Source organism: Pseudonocardia sp. McavD-2-B, assembly GCF_024124365.1.
GTDB classification, from domain to species: Bacteria; Actinomycetota; Actinomycetes; order Mycobacteriales; family Pseudonocardiaceae; genus Pseudonocardia; species Pseudonocardia alni.
This window is the reverse complement of record NZ_JAMXSG010000027.1, coordinates 15,077-32,420: the sequence shown is the minus strand read 5'-3', so window position 1 is coordinate 32,420 and position 17,344 is coordinate 15,077. Positions and strand designations below refer to the sequence as shown.

The window sequence follows — 17,344 nt, the reverse complement described above, 5'->3', positions numbered from 1 at the left end:
GTTCGCGCCGGGCCCGCCGTGCACCGCGCCGCCCGGGTGCGCCGACGCCCCGGACAGGAACAGCCGGTCGACCGGGGTGTCGGCGCGGCCCAGCCCGGGTGTCGGGCGGAACACCAGCTGCTGGTGCGGCGCGCAGGTGCCGGCGGTGATCGCGCCGTCGACGAGGTTGCCGTCGTAGTCCTGCAGGTCTGCGGGCCCGGCCACCGACCGGGCCCGGACCACACTCGTGAAACCGGGCGCGTGGTCCTCGACGACGCGCTCCATCCGGTCGGCCCAGCGCAGGACGTCGTCGCGACCCCACCCCAGCCCGCGTGGCACGTGGGTGTACGCCCACGCCGACTCGGTGCCGGGTGGGGACCGGTCGGGGTCGGCCGTGGTCATCTGGCCGAACAGCAGGAACGGTTCGCCGGGCAGCCGGCCGGCCGACAGGGCGGAGGCGTAGCGGCGCAGCCCGTCGACGTCGGCGCCGACGTGCACCGTGCCTGCCGACCGGGCGCTCAGCGCCGTCCACGGGACCGGGCGGTCCAGTGCCCAGTCGATCTTGACGGTGGAGAAGTCCCACTGGAACCGGTCGAGGTCGGCGACGAACCTCGCCGGCAGGTGCTCCTCGCCGACGAGGTCGCGGTAGAGGCGGGGTGCGTCGACGTCGGCGAGCACCGCGCGGCGGGCGAGGACCCGGCCGCCGTGGGCGTCGAGCACGCCGGTGGCCCGGCGACCCTCCACCAGTACCGAGGTCACCGGGCGGCCCACGTCGAGTCGCCCGCCGCGGGCGGTGAACCGGGCGACCAGCGCGTCTGTCAGGGCCCCGGAGCCGCCCGCGGGAACGGGGAACCCGATTCGCTGGCCGAGCATCGCGAGCAGCCATCCGTAGGCGGCGCTGGCCGCGTTGTCCGGTCCCAGGTCGGTGTGCAGGGCGTTGCCGGCCAGGAGCAGCGGTGCCGCGGTGCCGCCGAACCGCTCGGCGGCCATGCGCGCGACCGGTTGCAGCAGGGTCCGGGCCAGCCGCAACGTGTCCCCGGTCCCGAGCCGACGCCACAGCCGCGACGCGGCCCGGACCGGTGGGAACGGTCGCAACGCTGCCTCCAGCACATCGGTGCCGATCGCGTCCCACTCCGCGACCATGGCGCGCCAGGCGTCGCCGTCGCCGGGATGGTCGGTGTCGAGGGCGGCCGCGGTGTCGTCGAGGCTGCGGTGCAGCACGGCGCAGCGTCCGTCGGCCGTCGGGTGGGCGACGACCGCGGGCGCGTGCCGCCACACCAGGCCGTAGGAGGGCAGGTCCAGCTCGCGCAGTACGGGGGAGGCGGCCCCGAGCGGGTGGAAGGCACTGGCCAGGTCCGACCGGAACCCGGGCGCGGTGATCTCAGCGGTGCGGACCGCGCCGCCCGGGGCGTCGGACGCCTCGCAGAGCAGCACGTCCCACCCGGCGTCGGCGAGGAGGTTGGCGGCGACGAGGCCGTTGTGCCCCGCGCCCACGACGACGGCGTCGACGGTGTCGGTCACGAGTGCTCGCTCCCCTCTCCACGGGCGTGGGCGACGGTATGTGGGTGGTGCAGCTCGAATACCGGACGTTCGGAACGCATCGCCGGGAGCTCGGTGACGTTGTGCCGGGGCGGCGGGCAGGACGTCGCCCACTTCAGGGAGTTGCCGAACCCCCACGGGTCGTCCACGTCGACGACCCGCCCGAAGCGGTAGCTGCGGAACACGTTCCACAGGGACGGCAGGGTCGACGCCCCGAGCAGGAACGCGCCGATCGAGGACACAGTGGCCGAACAGCAAGACCGACGGCGTCCGGTAGGCCGTCGTGAGGTGCGCGGGACCCGTGTCACCGCACACCAGCAGGCTCGCCGCTGCCACCAGCGCGGCGAGTCCGACGGGGTGAGCGCGCCCGCCGAGGTCGGCCCCCGCAGGCGGCCCGGTCGCGCGGCTGACGGCTGCGGTGAGGTCACGCTCGCCCGGCCCGCGGGTCCGTCCAGCGGCTGACCAGCCCGGCCTCGTCGGGCCGCTGCAGCACGACGTCGAAGGCGGCCCCGGCGAGCTCGTCGAGTTCCAGTTCGCGGACCCGGTCCGGCCAGGACCGCCCGCAGCGCCCGCGCCCCCACGGCCCGCCATCGGGCAGCAGCGCCAGCAGGTAGTCGTGCGATGGACGAGCGCGTCCACGACCCGTGGACGCGCCACAGCAGGACCCGGCTCACGGCGTGGTCGCCGCGCGGGAGACACCGAACCGCATGGCGTAGGGGTTGAGCCCCCGCGGCAGCGGCGCGGACGGGTCGAACGACTCCGGCGGCAGCAGTACCGTGTGGTGCCCGTCGAGCAACGTCGCCAGCACCGTGGAGGCCACGAACAGCACCAGCTCGCGGGCCGGGCAGACCCCGTGCCCGCCGCTGAACGGGGTGAGCATCCAGTCGTCGGTGGCGGAGCCGTCGAGCCACTGGTCGACGTCGAGGGTGTCGGCGTCGGAGCGGCGGGTGTCGTCGCGGTGCAGGAACCACGCCGGAACCAGCACCGAGGTGCCGGTCGCGAGGTCGCCGCCCGGCCACCGCGTCGCGCGTGTGGACTCGCGCAACAGCAGCGGCGTGGTCGGCCACAGCCGCGTCGACTCCAGCACCGCGGCACGCAGCACCGGCAGTTCGGGAGGCCCGTCCTGAGCCCCTTCGGCGATCTCGGCGCGGGCCCGTCCGCGCACCTGCGGGTGGGTGGCGAGCAGCGCGAGCGCCCGGAAGGTCACCGCGGCGCCGGGGTCCCAGGCGAACAGCCAGTGCCCGACCTGGTCCTCCGGCGTGATCCCCGTCCCCGGGTCCTGGGCGGCGATCCGGGCGGCGAGGCTGCCCGGGGCGGCCCGATCCAGGTGCCGCCGCACTCCGGCGGCGAAGCGTTCGCGCAGGTGGTCGTGGCGGGGGGCGAGGAAGGACCAGTTACCGCGCCCGCGCAGCCGGGTGAGGGTGTCGGTGAGGTCGTGGTCGTCGCGGGCCTGCGGGCCCAGCACGATGCGACGCACGGTGCGCCACCACGACCGCACGAAGTCGTCCCAACTCAGCACACCGGTGCGGGCGGCGATGTCGCGCAGGGCGCCGGTCTCGGCCCGGGCGACGGCGGCGATGTGTGCGGCGTCGGTGTGCAGCGGCGTCCCGGTGTCGAGGACAGTCTCGGTGAAGCGGCGTCGCTCGGCGCGGGCGTCGCCGTGCGAGACGAGCACGCCGTGCGGCTGGAAGTGGCCGAGTGCGCCGCGCTTCTCCCAGGAGGCCGGGGCGAACGGCTCGGGGCCCTCGGTCAACACCCGCCGGACGCCGTCGCCGTCGAGGACCAGCGCGAACGGGCGTCCGGGCAGCGGAACCCGGACCGGGCCGTTGCCGTAGCGGGCGCGCAGCTGCTGCAGCAGCCGCACGGCTGCATCGTCGGTCCCGAGCCGCCCTGCCAGCGCCACCACGCGCGGTCGCCGGGCGATGACGCCCTGGGCGATGATCGGGCCCAACGCGGTGCCGAGCAGCCGCGCGGTGTCGGCGGGGGACAGGACGGGCAGCGGACCCGGGCCGCTCGTCGCCGCCGGCTCCGACGAGGTGCGGGGCGGGTCCGAGGTCACGGCGTCGTTCGAGGGAGTGGCCATGCCCGGTCCGATACCCGCGGTCACGCCGAGCATGCCCCGGGGGCCGGGCCGGGCCGGTGCGGTGGATACGCCGCAGCGTGTGTATCGCGATCTCCGACCAGGCCAGCCCCTTCGTCGGCCCCGGCGGGCCGGATGCCGGCGGACAGAAGGTCCACGTCCGGGAGCTGGCCCTGGCACTCGGTCGCGCCGGGCCGGGATGGGCGCGGCCGGCCGGTCCGCGCCGTCGAAGGCTACGTGCGGGACCGGGTCGCCGGACGCGTCGCCCGGGTGCATCGGCGCGCGGTTCAGGAGTCGACGGGCAGCGTGCGCCGTACGACCGCGTCGTGCTCGGCGAGCCGTTCCAGCGCCGCACGCGTCGTCACGGGCGATACCCGGTCGCGGTGAGCGTGGACGAAGCGCTGCCGGCGGGTGTCGGGCTCGCCGCGGTCGGCGGCGCAGAATTGCAGGAAGTCCTCGGCGATCTGCCGGTAGGTACGGCGGGTCGACTCGTCGTCGATCCGGGTCGCGAGCCAGGCGACGAACGGAGCGAGTCGTTCGCCGGTGTGCAGGGGATCCACGGTGATTCCTCGGCTTCTCGGGTGTGTGACCGACCACAGCTACCCGCCCCCGGCCGCGTCACACGGCAGGACCGCCGGATACGCGTTCGTGGACTGCACTGCGGCGAGATGGCCGCCCTGCCGCCGATGGCACATGACGTCGTCGCCCGCATCCGCGCGAGACGTCGAGGTCGTGCACCACTACGGGCCGGAGGTGACGGTCCCCCGGCCGACGGGACGCTGCGGAGCGTCTCGGCACGGCACGGGCAAATGAACCGGCGTCGCGCGGGTACACGCCGCGCACCCGCACGCGTGGGACCCTGCTGCGCGGGCTCCGCGGTCCGCCGCGCACCTGGAGGTCAGCGTGTACATCACCGTCGTGTCCGGTTCACTCGATCCGTGGACCACCCCCGACCGCCCCGACTGGAGCGGCCGGGCCCGGCACCTGGGCGAAGTGGTCGACACGCTCGCCGCGGGTGGACACCACGTCGACGCCGTGGCCCCGGGTGACCCGTCCATCGCCCCCCCCCGGGCGGTGGCCGGGTCGTCCACCGTGTCGCAGGAACGGCCGGCGCCCCGCCGGACCGCGTCGAGGCGGCCTACCGGCGCGCGCACGGCGTGGAGGCGATGGACCAGGCACTCGACCGGGCTCGGGCACGCTCGGCCGTCGCCGGCTGACCCGCCGCAGCGGAGGGAGGGGCGGGCCCGCACCGCGGGGCCCGTCCTCCTCGTGTCGCGGGTGGCGGCCCGGTCAGCCGTCCAGTTCCTCCCGCAGCCGGGCCACGATCCGGCTCAGCAGCCGGGACACATGCATCTGGGAGACACCGATCTCTGCGGCGATCTCGGTCTGGGTCTTGTCGCCGTAGAAGCGCAGCAGCAGGATGCGCCGCTCCCGGGCGGGCAGCTCGTCGATCCGGGCGCGGAGCTCGCCGCGCAGGGATGCGTACTCCAGTTCGGGGTCCTCGTCGCCGAGGCGCTGCCCGAGCGTCGGCTCGCCGTCCGGGCCGGGGGCGTCGAGCGACAGGGCGCAATGGGTCTCCATGGCGCCGAGCGCGTCGACGACACGGGCGACGTCGACGTCCAGCTCCTCGGCCAGCTCGCTCGGCTTCGGGGCGCGGCCGAGCCGCTGGGTCAGCGCCAGTGCGGCCCGGTTCAGCCCGACGCTGAGCTCCTTGAGGTCGCGCGGGACGCGGACCGCCCAGCTGTGGTCGCGCAGGTACCGCATCAGCTCGCCGCGGATGGTCGGCACGAGGTAGCCGAGCGGGCCGCCGGTCGCGGCGCCCGGGTCGTACCGGTCGACGGCCTTGATCAGTCCGACGGTGGCCGCCTGCTCGACATCCTCCGCGGCGTGCGAGCCGGTGACGTAGCGACGGGACATGTTGCGGGCCAGGGGCAGGAATTCGCAGATGATGCGGTCGCGCAGCGGCCCGCGGTCCGGATCGTCCGGCGCCATGGCGGCCAGGCGCTGCAGCTCGGGGGCGAGGTCGTCGTAGCCGTGAGGGCCGTCGCGGAGGGGCCGTCGAGTGACGGTGGACTGCCGCTGGGCCGGGACGAACACGGATGTCCGCATGGAGGCTCCCGATGTCGGTACGGGTGTCGTCTCCGCTGCGGTGTTCAACGGTGCAGGGTCGCGATCGAGGTGACCCGGCATCTCAACGTATGAAGAGGACCGGAGCACCGCAAGACCGCTCACCGCACGGGCCTGCCCCGCGGTCTGCATGATCAGCGCTCTCCCGGCCCGCGCGCCGGGCGGGCCGCTCCACTGTCGCCGGTGCGATCACAGCCGCCCACCGTGGCCCTCGGTGCCGGCGACACGCGGCGGCTGCGTCGACCGACCGCTGAGCACCAGGCCCCACGACACGCCTTGCCGCCGGCGAACATCTGACAGGAGTGAGGGCGACCGGATGAACTCCTACGACGCATCCGCCTCCGCGGCCGAGCAGGTCTCCGACCTCGATGTCGATCGATCGGGCAGGAAGCCCACCGCGCATCCGAGCGACGCACCAACGGTGGCGGAGCTCAGCGAGTCACTGCGGGCGGCGTCGGCCACGTCCGCTCGTCGGCTCGTCGACACCCGGGTCGACTCGCGGCATAGCACGGCGGTGCTGGATACCGTCGTCGTGAGCGCCCCGGACACGTCCCGTCGGCCGCGGGCGCGAGCGCGACGATGATCGACCACCACGGAGCCGTCACCACACACGGAGCCACCGACGTAGCCGACCTCGGTGAGGACGACCGAGTCCCGTGGCCGCGGCTCGCTCCGAACGTCCGCAGGGCGGGCTTCGCCGCGGTTCTGGCCTTCCCGATGCCGAGGCCACCTACGCCGGGCGAGTGCGCAGCCGGGACCGTCGACCCGGCGTGAGACCACGCGCGGCTCGCGGCCCCGACTCGTTCCTCGACGCGCCCGGTGCCCTATCCGTGGTGTGAAGGGGTGCCGGGCGAGTTCACTTCTGCGGTGCGGCGACGACGTAGTCGTCGGGCAGGGGCTCCCCGGCCAGGTGCGCGTCGAGGATCTCGCGCACCCCGTCCGCGATGCGGGCCTGCGCCTCCACCGTCATGCCGGAGTAGTGGACGGTCAGGGCGTGGCGCGGCATGTCCCGCCAGGGGTGGTCGGCCGGCGCGGGCTGGGGGTACCAGGTGTCGCCGGCGTAGCCCCCCAGCTGCCCGGACTCGCAGGCCTCGCGGACGGCGTCGGCGTCGGCGATGGCCCCGCGGGCGGTGTTGACCAGCCACGAGCCGGGCTTCATCGTCGCGAGCCGCTCGGCGTCGAACAGCGCACCGGTGTCGGATGTCAGCGGGGTGGCGGCGCAGACGACGTCGGAGGTGCGCACCAGCTCGTCGAGCCGGGCGTACCGGACTCCGAGGGTCGCCTCCTCGGCCGGGCTCCGCCGGTGCCGCGCGTAGTAGAGGATCGTCACGTCGAATGCCTTGAGCCGTAACGCCGTCCGGGCGCCGATCGCGCCGAGCCCGAGGATGCCGACGGTCTTGCCCTCCAGGTCGTGCGCCTCCTGTGCGGCGTCGGCGACGTCCCAACGGCCCTCGGCGACCTGACGGTGGGCGGGCACGAAGTTGCGTACGAGCGCGAGGATCTGCAGCACGTTGTGCTCGGCCACGCTGACGACGTTGGAGCCGGTCACCTCGGTGACGCTGATGCCGCGGGCGGTGGCCGCGTCGGCGTCGACGTGGTCGGAGCCGATGCCCGCGGTGATGACGAGCGAGAGGTGGTGCGCCTTCGCCATGCGGTCGTCGTCGAGATAGACCGGCCAGAACGGGGTGGTGATCAGCACCTCGGCGTCGGCGAGCTCGCGGTCCAGCTGCTCACCGGTGTCGCTGGTGGTCACCAGCTCGTGCCCGGCCGCGGAGAGGCGGTCGGCGAGGTCGAGTCCGCGGGCTGCACTCGCGACGACATGGGGGTGGTGCTCGGGGTGGTCGTCCGGATAGAGGACGGCGACGACCTTCACGGGATCCTCCTCACGAGGGGTGGCGTACCGGCGGCGGCTACCCGGGCCTGCCGCGGACAATCACCGGGACGTGCGGCCGGTCCGGCACGTAGGCCCTGCAGGCGGTCCGATCGGGCCCGCTACGGCCCAGCCGGAACCCGACGGGGAAGGCATGCTGTGCCCCGGCCCGGGTAGGCGGCCCGTCCGGAGGAACTCAGGTCAGGAGGCTCGGTGCATCACTTCCCGAAGGACGAGTCCGTCATGGAAGCCGCGGACGGCCCTGGGGGACGCGTGGGCCCGGGCCCGCACCCCCACGATCCCGTCGACCGGATCGCCTCGGATCCGGACGCGCGCGCTCCCGGGCCGGATCCCGCCGAGCAGGCCGCGCGCGCGGGCGGGGATCCCGGATCCGTCGCAGAGGGTGGCCCGGACGTCTCGGCCGGGGCCGAGATCGGGCCGGACACCATTGTCGTCGGTGTGGACGGGTCTGCGGCCTCGCGCGCCGCGCTGCGCTGGGCTCTCGCCCACGGCGGGGCGGCCGGCGTCCCGGTGGTCGGTGTGACGGCGTGGCACAGCCCCGTTCAGACCTCGCCGCGTCGGGCTGCAGGCCGGTCCGAGACCGCCGAACGGGCCCTGGCCGATGCCCGGGCCGCGGTGCGCGCCGCCCAGGCCGGAGCCGACGTCCCGGTGCTGACCGGCCACGGCCGAGCGGCCGCTGTCCTCACCGAGTACTCGGCCGGGGCTGCGATGCTGGTGCTCGGCAACTCCCGCCCGGTCGCTCTCACCGCTGCCGCGTCGACGGTCGTGGAGTGCCTGCGGACAGCGTCGGTGCCGGTCGTCGTCGTTCCCGGGGCAGGGGAGTGACGCCGAGAACGCGGTACTCGTGAGCGATGCCGCGTGTCGGTGGTGACGACGACCGAGCCGGCAACGCGGGCATGTCGTCGGGGGCGCCGGCGTCGGGAGGTGGCGATCCGCCTCCCCACCGAGTCGTCGGCCACGTGCTCGTTCTCCCATGAATCGCGTGATCATCGCAGTGGATCTGACGGCCTTGTGACGGCGAATCTCGCTGGTCAGCTGCGGTGATCGGAGCGGCGTTCGAGGAATACGGTGTCCCGCCAACGACCGTCGTGCTGTCCGATGCGTTCGCGGACGCCGAGGGTGCGGTAGCCGGCAGCGCGGTGCAGAGCGAGGCTGACGCGGTTCTCGGGGAAGATCGAGGTCTGCAGGGTCCAGAGGCCGGCGTCGTCCGCGGCGCAGACCTGCTGACGGATGAGTGCTCTGCCGACGCCGCGGCCTCGGAATCCGTCGGCGACGTAGATCGAGGTTTCTCCGACGCCGCTGTAGACGGGCCGGGTCGAGACGGGGCGCACGGCGGTCCAGCCCACGACCTGGCCGTCGATCTCGGCGACCCAGCGGTGCTCGCGCAGCCAGCCGGCGTCGAGGTCGGTGCGGTCGGGCACGTCGGTCTCGAAGGTGGCGTGGCCGGTGGCGATGCCCTCGCCGTAGATCCGGAGCACCGCGTCCCAGTCGTCGTCGGTCATGGCGCGGACGGTGACGCCGTCGGGGATGTCGTCGGGGCAGCAGGGGCCGGGGGCGAGCAGGCCCATGACGGCGTCCGCGGCGTGAGGCAGGCCGGTGCAGCAGTTCGGGTTGACCGTGACCTGTGTGGTGGTGCCTTCCTTGCGGAGGATGACGAAGCCGGTCTCGGCCAGCTTGCGCAGGTGGTGCGAGCAGGTCGCCTGGCTGATGCCGACCAGCTCGGCGAGCCGGCCGACCGGGACCGGGTTCCCGGCCGTGGCGACGGCGTGCAGCAGACGCACCCGCACCGGCTCGGCGAGGCAGGCGAACCAGTGCGCGTAGGTGGTGGCGTCGTCCGCAGGGAGCTGTGCTGCCTGCGGGTCGGTGGGGAGCACGCTCATGAGCCCAGTATCGACGACGATCGATGGTTGCGTCCATCGATGTGGGTCGATACATTCGGCGGCATTAATCGATAATCGTCGATGGAGGCGGGATGGACGACAGTGCGGGGCTGCCGGTCGTGGTCATCGGGGCCGGCCCGGTCGGGTTGGCTGCGGCGGCCGAGCTGGCCGAACGGGGCGTGGAACCGCTCGTACTGGAGGCCGGGGCGAGCGCGGGAGCATCGGTGCTGCAGTGGGGTCATGTCCGGCTGTTCTCACCGTGGGGCTGGCTGATCGACCCGGCCGCGCAGCGGCTGCTCGCCCCGACCGGTTGGGTGAGTCCGGATCCCGAGGCCTATCCGACCGGTGCGGAGTGGGTCGCGGGCTACCTCGCGCCGTTGGCCGCTGCTCTGGGGGACCGAGTGCGGACCGGGGCTCGTGTGGTGGGAGTGACCCGGCGTGGTCGGGACCGGGTGGTCGACGCCGGTCGCGACAGCGAACCGTTGATCGTGCGGACCGCGGACGGACAGCGCATCGCCGCTCGAGCGGTGATCGACGCCTCGGGTACCTGGACGAGCCCGAATCCGCTCGGCGGTGATGGTCTGCCCGCGGTCGGTGAGGCGGAGGTCGCGCAGCGGGTGCGGGCCGTGATCCCGGACCTGACCGATGCCGGGCAGCGGGCCCGCTACGCCGGTCGGCACGTCGTCGTCGCGGGGTCGGGGCACTCTGCGTTGACAGCGTTGGCCGGGCTGGCGGCGCTCGCCCGTGAGGAGCCGGGAACCCGGATCTCGTGGGTGCTGCGCCGGCCGGGCTTCGGTCAGGTGTTCGGCGGAGGCGAGGGTGATCAGCTTCCCGCTCGCGGGGCGCTCGGGGTTCGGGCGTCCGAGGCTGTCGAAGCCGGGCTGGTGGATCCGGTGTTCGGATTCCGCACCGAGCGGATCGAGCAGGTGGCCGACGGGACGGTGGTCCTGATCTCGGACGAGGGTCGCACGCTGTCCGGCGTGGACGAGGTGCTCGTGCTGACCGGGTTCCGGCCCGAGCTGGGCTGGTTGTCGGAGGTGCGGACCGAGCTGGATCCGACGCTGCAGGCGCCGGTCCGGCTGGCGCCGCTGATCGACCCGAACGTGCATTCCTGCGGGACCGTGTACCCGCACGGTGCCGCCGAGCTGGTGCACCCCGAACCGGGGTTCTACCTGGCGGGGATGAAGAGCTACGGGCGCGCGCCGACGTTCCTGGCCCGCACCGGCTACGAACAGGTCCGATCGATCGCCGACGCCCTGATCGGTGATCACGAGGCTGCCGCACGCGTGGAGCTGGTGCTCAACGAGACCGGTGTCTGTGGGGGAGCGGGACTGTTCGACGCCGACGAGTCGGACGCCGCGACGGCGTCAGGTAGCGGTTGTTGCGGTCCCACCGTCCCTGATGCGGATCCGGCTGGGGCAGCCTCCTCGTCGTGACCTCCGACGAGACGACGACGCGGCCCGCTCGCCGTCGCGGTGGGCGGTCCCGCGGAGCGTTGACGTCCCGTGGCCGGTGGCGGGTCCTCGTGGTCCTGTGCGTCACCGAGATCACCAGCTGGGGCGTGCTCTACTACGCCTTCCCCGTGCTGGCGCCGTCGATCGCGGCCGACACCGGATGGTCCGTCCCGTCGGTCACCGCGGCGTTCTCCGCGGGGCTGGTGGTCTCCGCGCTGGTCGGGATCCCGGTCGGGCGTGTGCTGGACCGTCACGGTCCCCGCTGGGTGATGACCGCGGGCGCGGTCGTCGGCGTGCCGGCCACTCTCCTGATCGCGACGGCCGGATCGTTCCCGGCCTTCGTGGTGGCGTGGCTGCTGGCCGGGATCGCGCAGGCAGCGACGTTCTACCCGCCGGCGTTCGCGGCCCTGACCCGGTGGTGGGGTTCCGACCGGGTTCGTGCGCTGACCGTGTTGACCCTGGTCGCGGGCTTGGCCAGCACCGTGTTCGCCCCGCTCGCCGCGGCGCTGCTGGAGCCGTTCGGATGGCGGGAGACCTACGTGGTCCTCGCCGTCGTCCTCGGGGTCGTCACGATCCCGGCGCACCTGTTCGGGCTGCGCGGCTCGTGGCCCGACCCGGTCGCCGATCCCGTCCACGACGGCGCCGCTCCGGCGGTCGTCGACGACGATCCGGCACGGATCCGGAACAGCAGAGCGTTCGGGCTGTTGGTCGTGGTGATCACTCTCGGCGGGTTCACCAGCTTCGCCGTCACTGTCAACCAGGTACCACTCCTGCTCGACCGCGGGATGTCGACCGATCTCGCCGCCTGGGCCCTGGGTCTGGGCGGACTCGGGCAGGTCCTCGGCAGGCTCGGCTACGGCCCCCTCGTCCGGCGCAGCACCGTCCGCGGCCGCAGCATCGCCGTGATGGCCGCGCTCGGCGCCACCACGATCCTGCTCGCCGTCCTGCCGGGGCCGGTGTGGGCACTGATCGCTGCTGCGATGCTCGCCGGCGCCGCCCGCGGAATCTTCACCCTCCTGCAGGCCACGGCGTTGTCGGACCGCTGGCACCCACGCGTCTACGGCCGTCTCAACGGGATCCTGTCCGCACCGGTCATGGTCGCGGTGGCGATCTCCCCCTGGGCGGGGAGCGCGCTCGCGGGTCCGCTGGGTGGCTATCCCGAGGTGTTCGTCGTACTCGCCGGAGCCGCGGTGGTCGCCGCCGCGCTGGCAGGCGGAACCCTGCCGCGTCGAGCGGACTGACGGCGGCGACCCGGTCCGCCCCCATCTGTTCACTTGACCGATGGATTCGATGCTGATCAAAATAGACGAGTGTCGAACCAGGAGTCGATCTGTCGCTCGGTGCTCGTGGAGCGCCCCCTCGACGAGCCGGAGTCGACCGAACTCGCGCGGGTGTTCAAGGCCCTCGGGGAGCCGGTACGCCTGCGGCTGCTGTCGCTGATCGCCTCGCACGCGGGGGGCGAGGCGTGTGTGTGCGACCTGTCCGGCGTGTTCGAGGTGTCCGGCCCGACGATCTCGCACCACCTCAAGGTGCTGCGCGAGGCGGGTCTGATCACCGGGGAGCGCCGGGGGACCTGGATCTACTACCGCACGGTCCCGGCCGCCCTCGGTCGTCTCGCGGGCCTGCTCGATCCGGCCGCCGACACCGACACGGCCCCTGCAACCACCGCACCTGCGAACTGACGTACGAGGACTGACGTGACCAACCAGAACACCACCGACGGCGGCGCCGCTGTCGTCGCCCGGCTGTCGACCCTGGACCGCTTCCTGCCGGTCTGGATCATCGCGGCGATGGCGGCCGGCCTGCTGCTCGGCCGCCTGGTACCCGGGCTCGCCCCGGCGCTGGACGCCCTGGCCGTCGACGGCGTCTCGTTGCCGATCGCGCTCGGCCTGCTGATCATGATGTACCCGGTGCTGGCGAAGGTCCGCTACGACCGCCTCGACACCGTCACCGGTGACCGCAGGCTGTTGCTCACCTCGCTGCTGCTGAACTGGGTCCTCGGCCCGGCGCTGATGTTCGCGCTGGCCTGGTTGATGCTGCCCGACCTGCCCGAGTACCGGACGGGTCTGATCATCGTCGGGCTCGCCCGGTGCATCGCCATGGTGATCATCTGGAACGACCTCGCCTGCGGTGACCGCGAAGCCGCCGCAGTGCTGGTCGCGCTGAACTCGGTGTTCCAGGTCGTCATGTTCGGCGTGCTGGGCTGGTTCTACCTCTCGGTCCTGCCCGGATGGCTCGGCCTGCCGGTGACCGACCTCGACGTCTCCACGTGGGAGATCGTCAAGTCCGTGCTGATCTTCCTCGGCATCCCGCTGCTCGCCGGCTACCTCACCCGCAGGCTGGGGGAGCGGGCCAAGGGGCGTGACTGGTACGAGGAGAAGTTCCTCCCCCGGATCGGGCCGTTCGCGCTGTACGGCCTGCTGTTCACGATCGTGCTGCTGTTCGCCCTGCAGGGCGAGGCCATCACCTCACAGCCCTTCGACGTCGCCCGTATCGCGCTGCCGCTGCTCGCCTACTTCGCCCTGATGTGGGCCGGCTCCTACGCCCTCGGGCGGGCCGTCGGCATGGGTTACGAGCGCACCACCACCCTCGCGTTCACCGCCGCCGGCAACAACTTCGAGCTCGCCATCGCCGTCGCCATCGGTGCGTTCGGCGTGACCTCCGGGCAGGCGCTCGCCGGCGTCGTCGGGCCGCTGATCGAGGTGCCGGTGCTGGTCGGGCTGGTCTATGTCTCCCTGTGGCTCCGCCGTCGTCTGTTCCCAGCACAGCCCGATGTCGTGTCCCGCACCTGATCCACCACGTCCACACCACGATCGCCCTTCGAGGAAGAAGGCCCGCCATGACCGGTCCGTGGCACCGCGACACCCTCTCGATCGACCAGCAGCTCGCCCTGACCACGGCGGCCACGAACCTGGCCCGGGAGTTCGACGACACGTTCGGCACGGAGACCATCGAGCGGTTCCTGCACTCGTCCTACGACGAGTTCGCCGGCCGCGCGGTCGTGCTGAACTTCCTGCCGCTGCTGGCCGAGCGCTTCGCACGCCAGCGGCTGCGGGCCCTGGCACGGGTCGAGGGCCATGACGACGACGGACGACCGGTCGCGCTGTTCCTCTGCACCCACAACGCCGGCCGGTCACAGATGGCCCTCGGCTTCTTCACACACCTGACCGGGGACCGGGCCGTGGGCTGGTCGGGCGGTTCGTCCCCTGCGCACACGGTCAACCCGGCCGCCGTGGCGGCCATGGCCGAGGTCGGCATCGACATCAGCTCCGAGTTCCCGAAACCCTGGACCGACGAGATCGTCCGCGCCGCCGACGCGGTGATCACGATGGGGTGTGGCGACGCCTGCCCCATCTTCCCCGGTCGCCGTTACGAGGACTGGGACATCGCCGACCCGGACGGTCTCGACCTCGCCGCCGTCCGTCCGATCCGGGACGCCATCGAGCAGCGGGTCCGCCGACTCGTCGACGAGCTGCTGCCCGCCCCGGTCCGACATCGATCCCACCCCTGACCACCGATCCCAGGAGAGCACCCTGATGGTCGACGCCATCCCCGAAGTCCTGTTCGTCTGCGTCCACAACGCAGGACTGTCCCAGATGGCCGCCGCCCTGCTGGACCACCACGCCGCCGGATCGGTCCGCGTCCGCTCGGCCGGCTCCGCGCCGGCCGAGAGCATCAACCCCGCGGTCCGCGAGGTCATGGCCGAGAGCGATATCGACCTCAGCGCCGAGATCCCGAAGCGTCTGACCACCGACGCCGTCGACGCCGCCGACGTCGTGATCACCATGGGCTGCGGCGACGCGTGCCCGGTGTTCCCGGGCAAGCGCTACCTCGACTGGCAGCTCGACGATCCCGCCGGGAAGACCGTCGACGAGGTACGGCCGATCCGCGACGACATCGATGCCCGGGTCCGTGCCCTGCTGGGCGAGCTGACCGGTATCGAAGCGGAAGCGAAACCGTCGTGACCGCCACCCCGTCGGTCCTGTTCGTCTGCGTCCGCAACGGCGGCAAGTCCCAGATGGCAGCCGGCCTCATGCGGGCCGCTGCCCAGGACCGGGTCGAGGTCCACTCCGCCGGTACCAGCCCGGGTAGTGCCGTCAACGCCCTGGCCGCGCAGGTGCTGGGTGAGTCCGGTGCGGACATCACCGGCGAGACGCCCAAGCCCATCGACCCCGAGCTGCTCCATCGCGTCGACCTCGTGGTCACCCTCGGCCGGGAGGCACACGTCGACGGAGGGGACATCGAGGTTCGCACTTGGGACACCGACGAACCCTCTGCGCGAGGGATCGAGGGACTCGAACGAATGCGCCTGATCCGCGACGACATAGCGGCTCGGGTCGACCTGCTGCTTGCTGAGCTGGCCGGCCCACCTCCGGAATCGCGAGGCCCGCTCGTGTAGTTGTCGACGTTGGCTGAACCCGGGGCACCCCAGAGCCTGCACTGAACCCGGGGCGCTTCACTGCCGAACTCCGCCAGTACCAGCACCCCGCTCGAGGGCCTCTCGAACACGCATCACGGGGTCGCAGGATCAAATCCTGCCGTCCCGACGGTCGGAACGAGGCGGTATCCCCTTCGGCTGGTGCCGCCTTCTCCGCGTCCGACCTCGGGGCGACGCCCGAGGGGAATGATCGCCAGCGACCACGAACAAGTCCATTGTGGTCTGAGCGTGGAGTGGACGTGGAGCATGCAGCTCCACGATGCGGGATGGGGTTCGGTGCTCCGCTCCGCCTCGACGGAGCGGTGCCTGTGCCCGTAGGGCGACCACGACGTGTTCCGGTCCCCGCTCCCGCACGGTTCGGAGAAGGTGCGGGTCCGCGGGATGGGCTACCGGATCGGATCGGTGAACGCGTCCGGCAAGCCGTCCGAGGGCACCGCCGTCCGAGCCACAGCTTTCCGCGACAGGACGCCGTGGACGAGCGCGGCGAGTGGTCCCGCTGGTGGTCAGGCGCTGGGGGTCGGTACCGACGCTTCGCGAAGCTCCATCAGCACGGCGTCACCGGCCACGCGGAGCCCGCCGGCGGATCGCTGGACCTGCCCGATCTCCCGCGCGCGGTCGGCGAACCCGGGTTCGTGCAGCAACCGCAGCAGCCTGCCGTGGGTGTCGTCGACGTCGATGCGGTCCGGCCGCTCGACGGTCAACCCGATCCCCGTGTCGACCGCACGGACCGCGTGGTCGAACTGGTCGACGAGGGTGGGACGGACCAGCACGGGAACCCCGAAGTAGAGGCTCTCGTGGATGCTGTTGCTCCCCCCGTGGGTGAAGAACGCCCGGACGTGCGGGTGCTCCAGGACCCCGAGCTGGGAATGGACCCAGGGCACCACCTTCAGGTTCGCCGGCAGCTCGGCGGGCAGGAGACGCTGCTGGTCCCGGTGCACCACCCAGAGCAGGCCGTGGTCGTCGCCGAGCCTGCGGGCCAGCTCGACGAGTGACCGGACCTGATCGGCCGTCATCCGGGTCACCGAGCCGAACGCCACGTAGACGACCGACGGGTGCGCGTCGAGCCACTCGGTGACGGCCGCGTCGCGCTCGTCGTGGCGGCTCGGGGGGACGAGCGCCCCCACCATCCGTACCCGGTCCGGGACCGGTAGCGGGTAGTCGACCCCGGGGACGGTGAAGCAGAGCAGGGAGCGGGCGCCCTCCTGCTGGACCGGGGCGCGCAGCGTGCGCGGGTCGAGCCCGAGCTCGCCCATCCGCTTGTGCAGCCGGACGGCCCTGCGCAGCACCGAACGGTCGAGGAACAGGCTGCCCACGCCGATCCGGAACCAGATCCGGTCCAGCTCCTGGCGCAGGGTGCGGCGCAGCGGCAGCCCGGACGACGGCGGGGGGAACCCGCGCGGCAGGTCGTGCTCGACGAGGCTGCTGAGCAGGCACGGTGCGGTGATGACGTAGGGGATACCGCGGGCCAGCGCGACCAGGACGGCGTGCGTGGCGAACCGGTTGATCACCATCAGGGCGGGGCGGACACGCTCGACGACCTCGTCGAGCGCCTGGTAGCGCTGCAGCAGGTGGTCGACGTCGAACAGCTGCCGGGCCCGTGCGCGCAACGCGCGGACCCGGGACCGCTGGTAGATCCGGTCATAGGTCGCGTCGTCCATCATGGTGAGTGCCAGCGCCGGGTTCACCGGGCCCAGGGAGACGAACTCCACCGCGCTGCGGTCGGCGAGCTCCTCGACCGGGCCGCGGAGGTTCTCGTCGGCGGCGAACACGAGGTCCGGTACGCCGCGCCGGGCCAGCTCGCCGGCGAGCGCGAGACTGGTGGCGGCCTCCCCGGTGGAGTGGGTACAGCAGAACAGGACCGGCCGCGCACCGGCCTGATCCGCCTCCTGTCCGGGGCCGTCGGCCCGCTGCGTGCCGGTGGTCTGCTCCATGCGGCCAGTGCACCACCGCGGGGGC

The 17,344-nt window shown here is 73.0% G+C and carries 15 protein-coding genes and 2 pseudogenes; 8 read left to right on the top strand and 9 right to left on the bottom strand.

Going from position 1 to position 17,344, the window contains the following annotated elements:
* The 7 genes and pseudogenes from NH602_RS06560 to NH602_RS06530 form a co-directional block, all read right to left on the bottom strand.
* Window positions 1-1,500 (bottom strand): NAD(P)/FAD-dependent oxidoreductase (locus NH602_RS06560; protein WP_253067311.1); only part of this gene is annotated, 1,500 nt, incomplete at its 3' end.
* A pseudogene (locus NH602_RS06555) lies at window positions 1,497-1,763 on the bottom strand (cytochrome ubiquinol oxidase subunit I); the annotation flags it as partial. The pseudogene NH602_RS06555 and the gene NH602_RS06560, both read right to left, overlap by 4 nt.
* A 49-nt stretch (window positions 1,764-1,812) precedes the next feature.
* Window positions 1,813-2,109 (bottom strand): annotated as a pseudogene (locus NH602_RS06550) (hypothetical protein); the annotation flags it as partial.
* A gap of 79 nt (window positions 2,110-2,188) precedes the next feature.
* Complete coding sequence (locus tag NH602_RS06545) at window positions 2,189-3,601, bottom strand: cytochrome P450 (RefSeq protein WP_253067309.1); 1,413 nt, start codon at window positions 3,599-3,601, stop codon at window positions 2,189-2,191.
* Between the two features lie 284 nt (window positions 3,602-3,885).
* On the bottom strand, window positions 3,886-4,158 hold the full coding sequence (locus NH602_RS06540) for a hypothetical protein (RefSeq protein ID WP_253067308.1): 273 nt from the start codon (window positions 4,156-4,158) through the stop codon (window positions 3,886-3,888).
* Window positions 4,159-4,888: 730 nt separating this feature from the next.
* Complete coding sequence (locus NH602_RS06535) at window positions 4,889-5,707, bottom strand: sigma-70 family RNA polymerase sigma factor (RefSeq protein WP_253067307.1); 819 nt, start codon at window positions 5,705-5,707, stop codon at window positions 4,889-4,891.
* Window positions 5,708-6,581: 874 nt separating this feature from the next.
* Window positions 6,582-7,598 carry an NAD-dependent formate dehydrogenase gene (locus NH602_RS06530; RefSeq protein WP_253067306.1) on the bottom strand — a complete coding sequence of 339 codons (1,017 nt, stop codon included), beginning with the start codon at window positions 7,596-7,598 and terminating at the stop codon, window positions 6,582-6,584.
* Window positions 7,599-7,838: 240 nt separating this feature from the next.
* Here NH602_RS06530 and NH602_RS31205 point away from each other — a divergent pair, with 240 nt between their 5' ends.
* The gene (locus NH602_RS31205; RefSeq protein ID WP_256494023.1) at window positions 7,839-8,441 is read left to right on the top strand and encodes a universal stress protein; all 603 of its coding nucleotides are present in this window, start codon (window positions 7,839-7,841) and stop codon (window positions 8,439-8,441) included.
* Window positions 8,442-8,647: 206 nt separating this feature from the next.
* Here NH602_RS31205 and NH602_RS06520 read toward each other — a convergent pair whose 3' ends face one another.
* On the bottom strand, window positions 8,648-9,496 hold the full coding sequence (locus tag NH602_RS06520; protein ID WP_253067304.1) for a GNAT family N-acetyltransferase: 849 nt from the start codon (window positions 9,494-9,496) through the stop codon (window positions 8,648-8,650).
* A gap of 92 nt (window positions 9,497-9,588) precedes the next feature.
* Here NH602_RS06520 and NH602_RS06515 point away from each other — a divergent pair, with 92 nt between their 5' ends.
* The 7 genes from NH602_RS06515 to NH602_RS06485 all read left to right on the top strand — a co-directional run bounded on the left by NH602_RS06515 (window position 9,589) and on the right by NH602_RS06485 (window position 15,349).
* Complete coding sequence (locus tag NH602_RS06515) at window positions 9,589-10,932, top strand: FAD-dependent oxidoreductase (protein ID WP_253067303.1); 1,344 nt, start codon at window positions 9,589-9,591, stop codon at window positions 10,930-10,932.
* 89 nt (window positions 10,933-11,021) lie between these two features.
* Window positions 11,022-12,191, top strand: coding sequence for an MFS transporter (locus tag NH602_RS06510; RefSeq protein WP_253067310.1), 1,170 nt, complete (start codon window positions 11,022-11,024; stop codon window positions 12,189-12,191).
* 69 nt (window positions 12,192-12,260) lie between these two features.
* Window positions 12,261-12,632, top strand: coding sequence for a helix-turn-helix transcriptional regulator (locus tag NH602_RS06505; RefSeq protein ID WP_179760058.1), 372 nt, complete (start codon window positions 12,261-12,263; stop codon window positions 12,630-12,632).
* 15 nt (window positions 12,633-12,647) lie between these two features.
* On the top strand, window positions 12,648-13,742 hold the full coding sequence (gene arsB, locus NH602_RS06500; RefSeq protein WP_073575143.1) for an ACR3 family arsenite efflux transporter: 1,095 nt from the start codon (window positions 12,648-12,650) through the stop codon (window positions 13,740-13,742).
* Window positions 13,743-13,789: 47 nt separating this feature from the next.
* Window positions 13,790-14,461 carry an arsenate reductase ArsC gene (locus NH602_RS06495; RefSeq protein ID WP_073575142.1) on the top strand — a complete coding sequence of 224 codons (672 nt, stop codon included), beginning with the start codon at window positions 13,790-13,792 and terminating at the stop codon, window positions 14,459-14,461.
* Window positions 14,462-14,486: 25 nt separating this feature from the next.
* A complete protein-coding gene (locus NH602_RS06490; RefSeq protein WP_253067302.1) occupies window positions 14,487-14,915 on the top strand; it encodes an arsenate reductase ArsC in 429 nt (142 codons plus the stop codon).
* Window positions 14,912-15,349: a low molecular weight phosphatase family protein gene (locus tag NH602_RS06485; protein WP_179760057.1), complete on the top strand. Its 438-nt coding sequence runs from the start codon at window positions 14,912-14,914 to the stop codon at window positions 15,347-15,349. The genes NH602_RS06490 and NH602_RS06485 overlap by 4 nt, the downstream gene beginning before the upstream one ends.
* 542 nt (window positions 15,350-15,891) lie before the next feature.
* Here NH602_RS06485 and NH602_RS06480 read toward each other — a convergent pair.
* Window positions 15,892-17,319: a glycosyltransferase gene (locus NH602_RS06480; protein ID WP_179760056.1), complete on the bottom strand. Its 1,428-nt coding sequence runs from the start codon at window positions 17,317-17,319 to the stop codon at window positions 15,892-15,894.
* Between the last annotated feature and the right edge of the window lie 25 nt (window positions 17,320-17,344).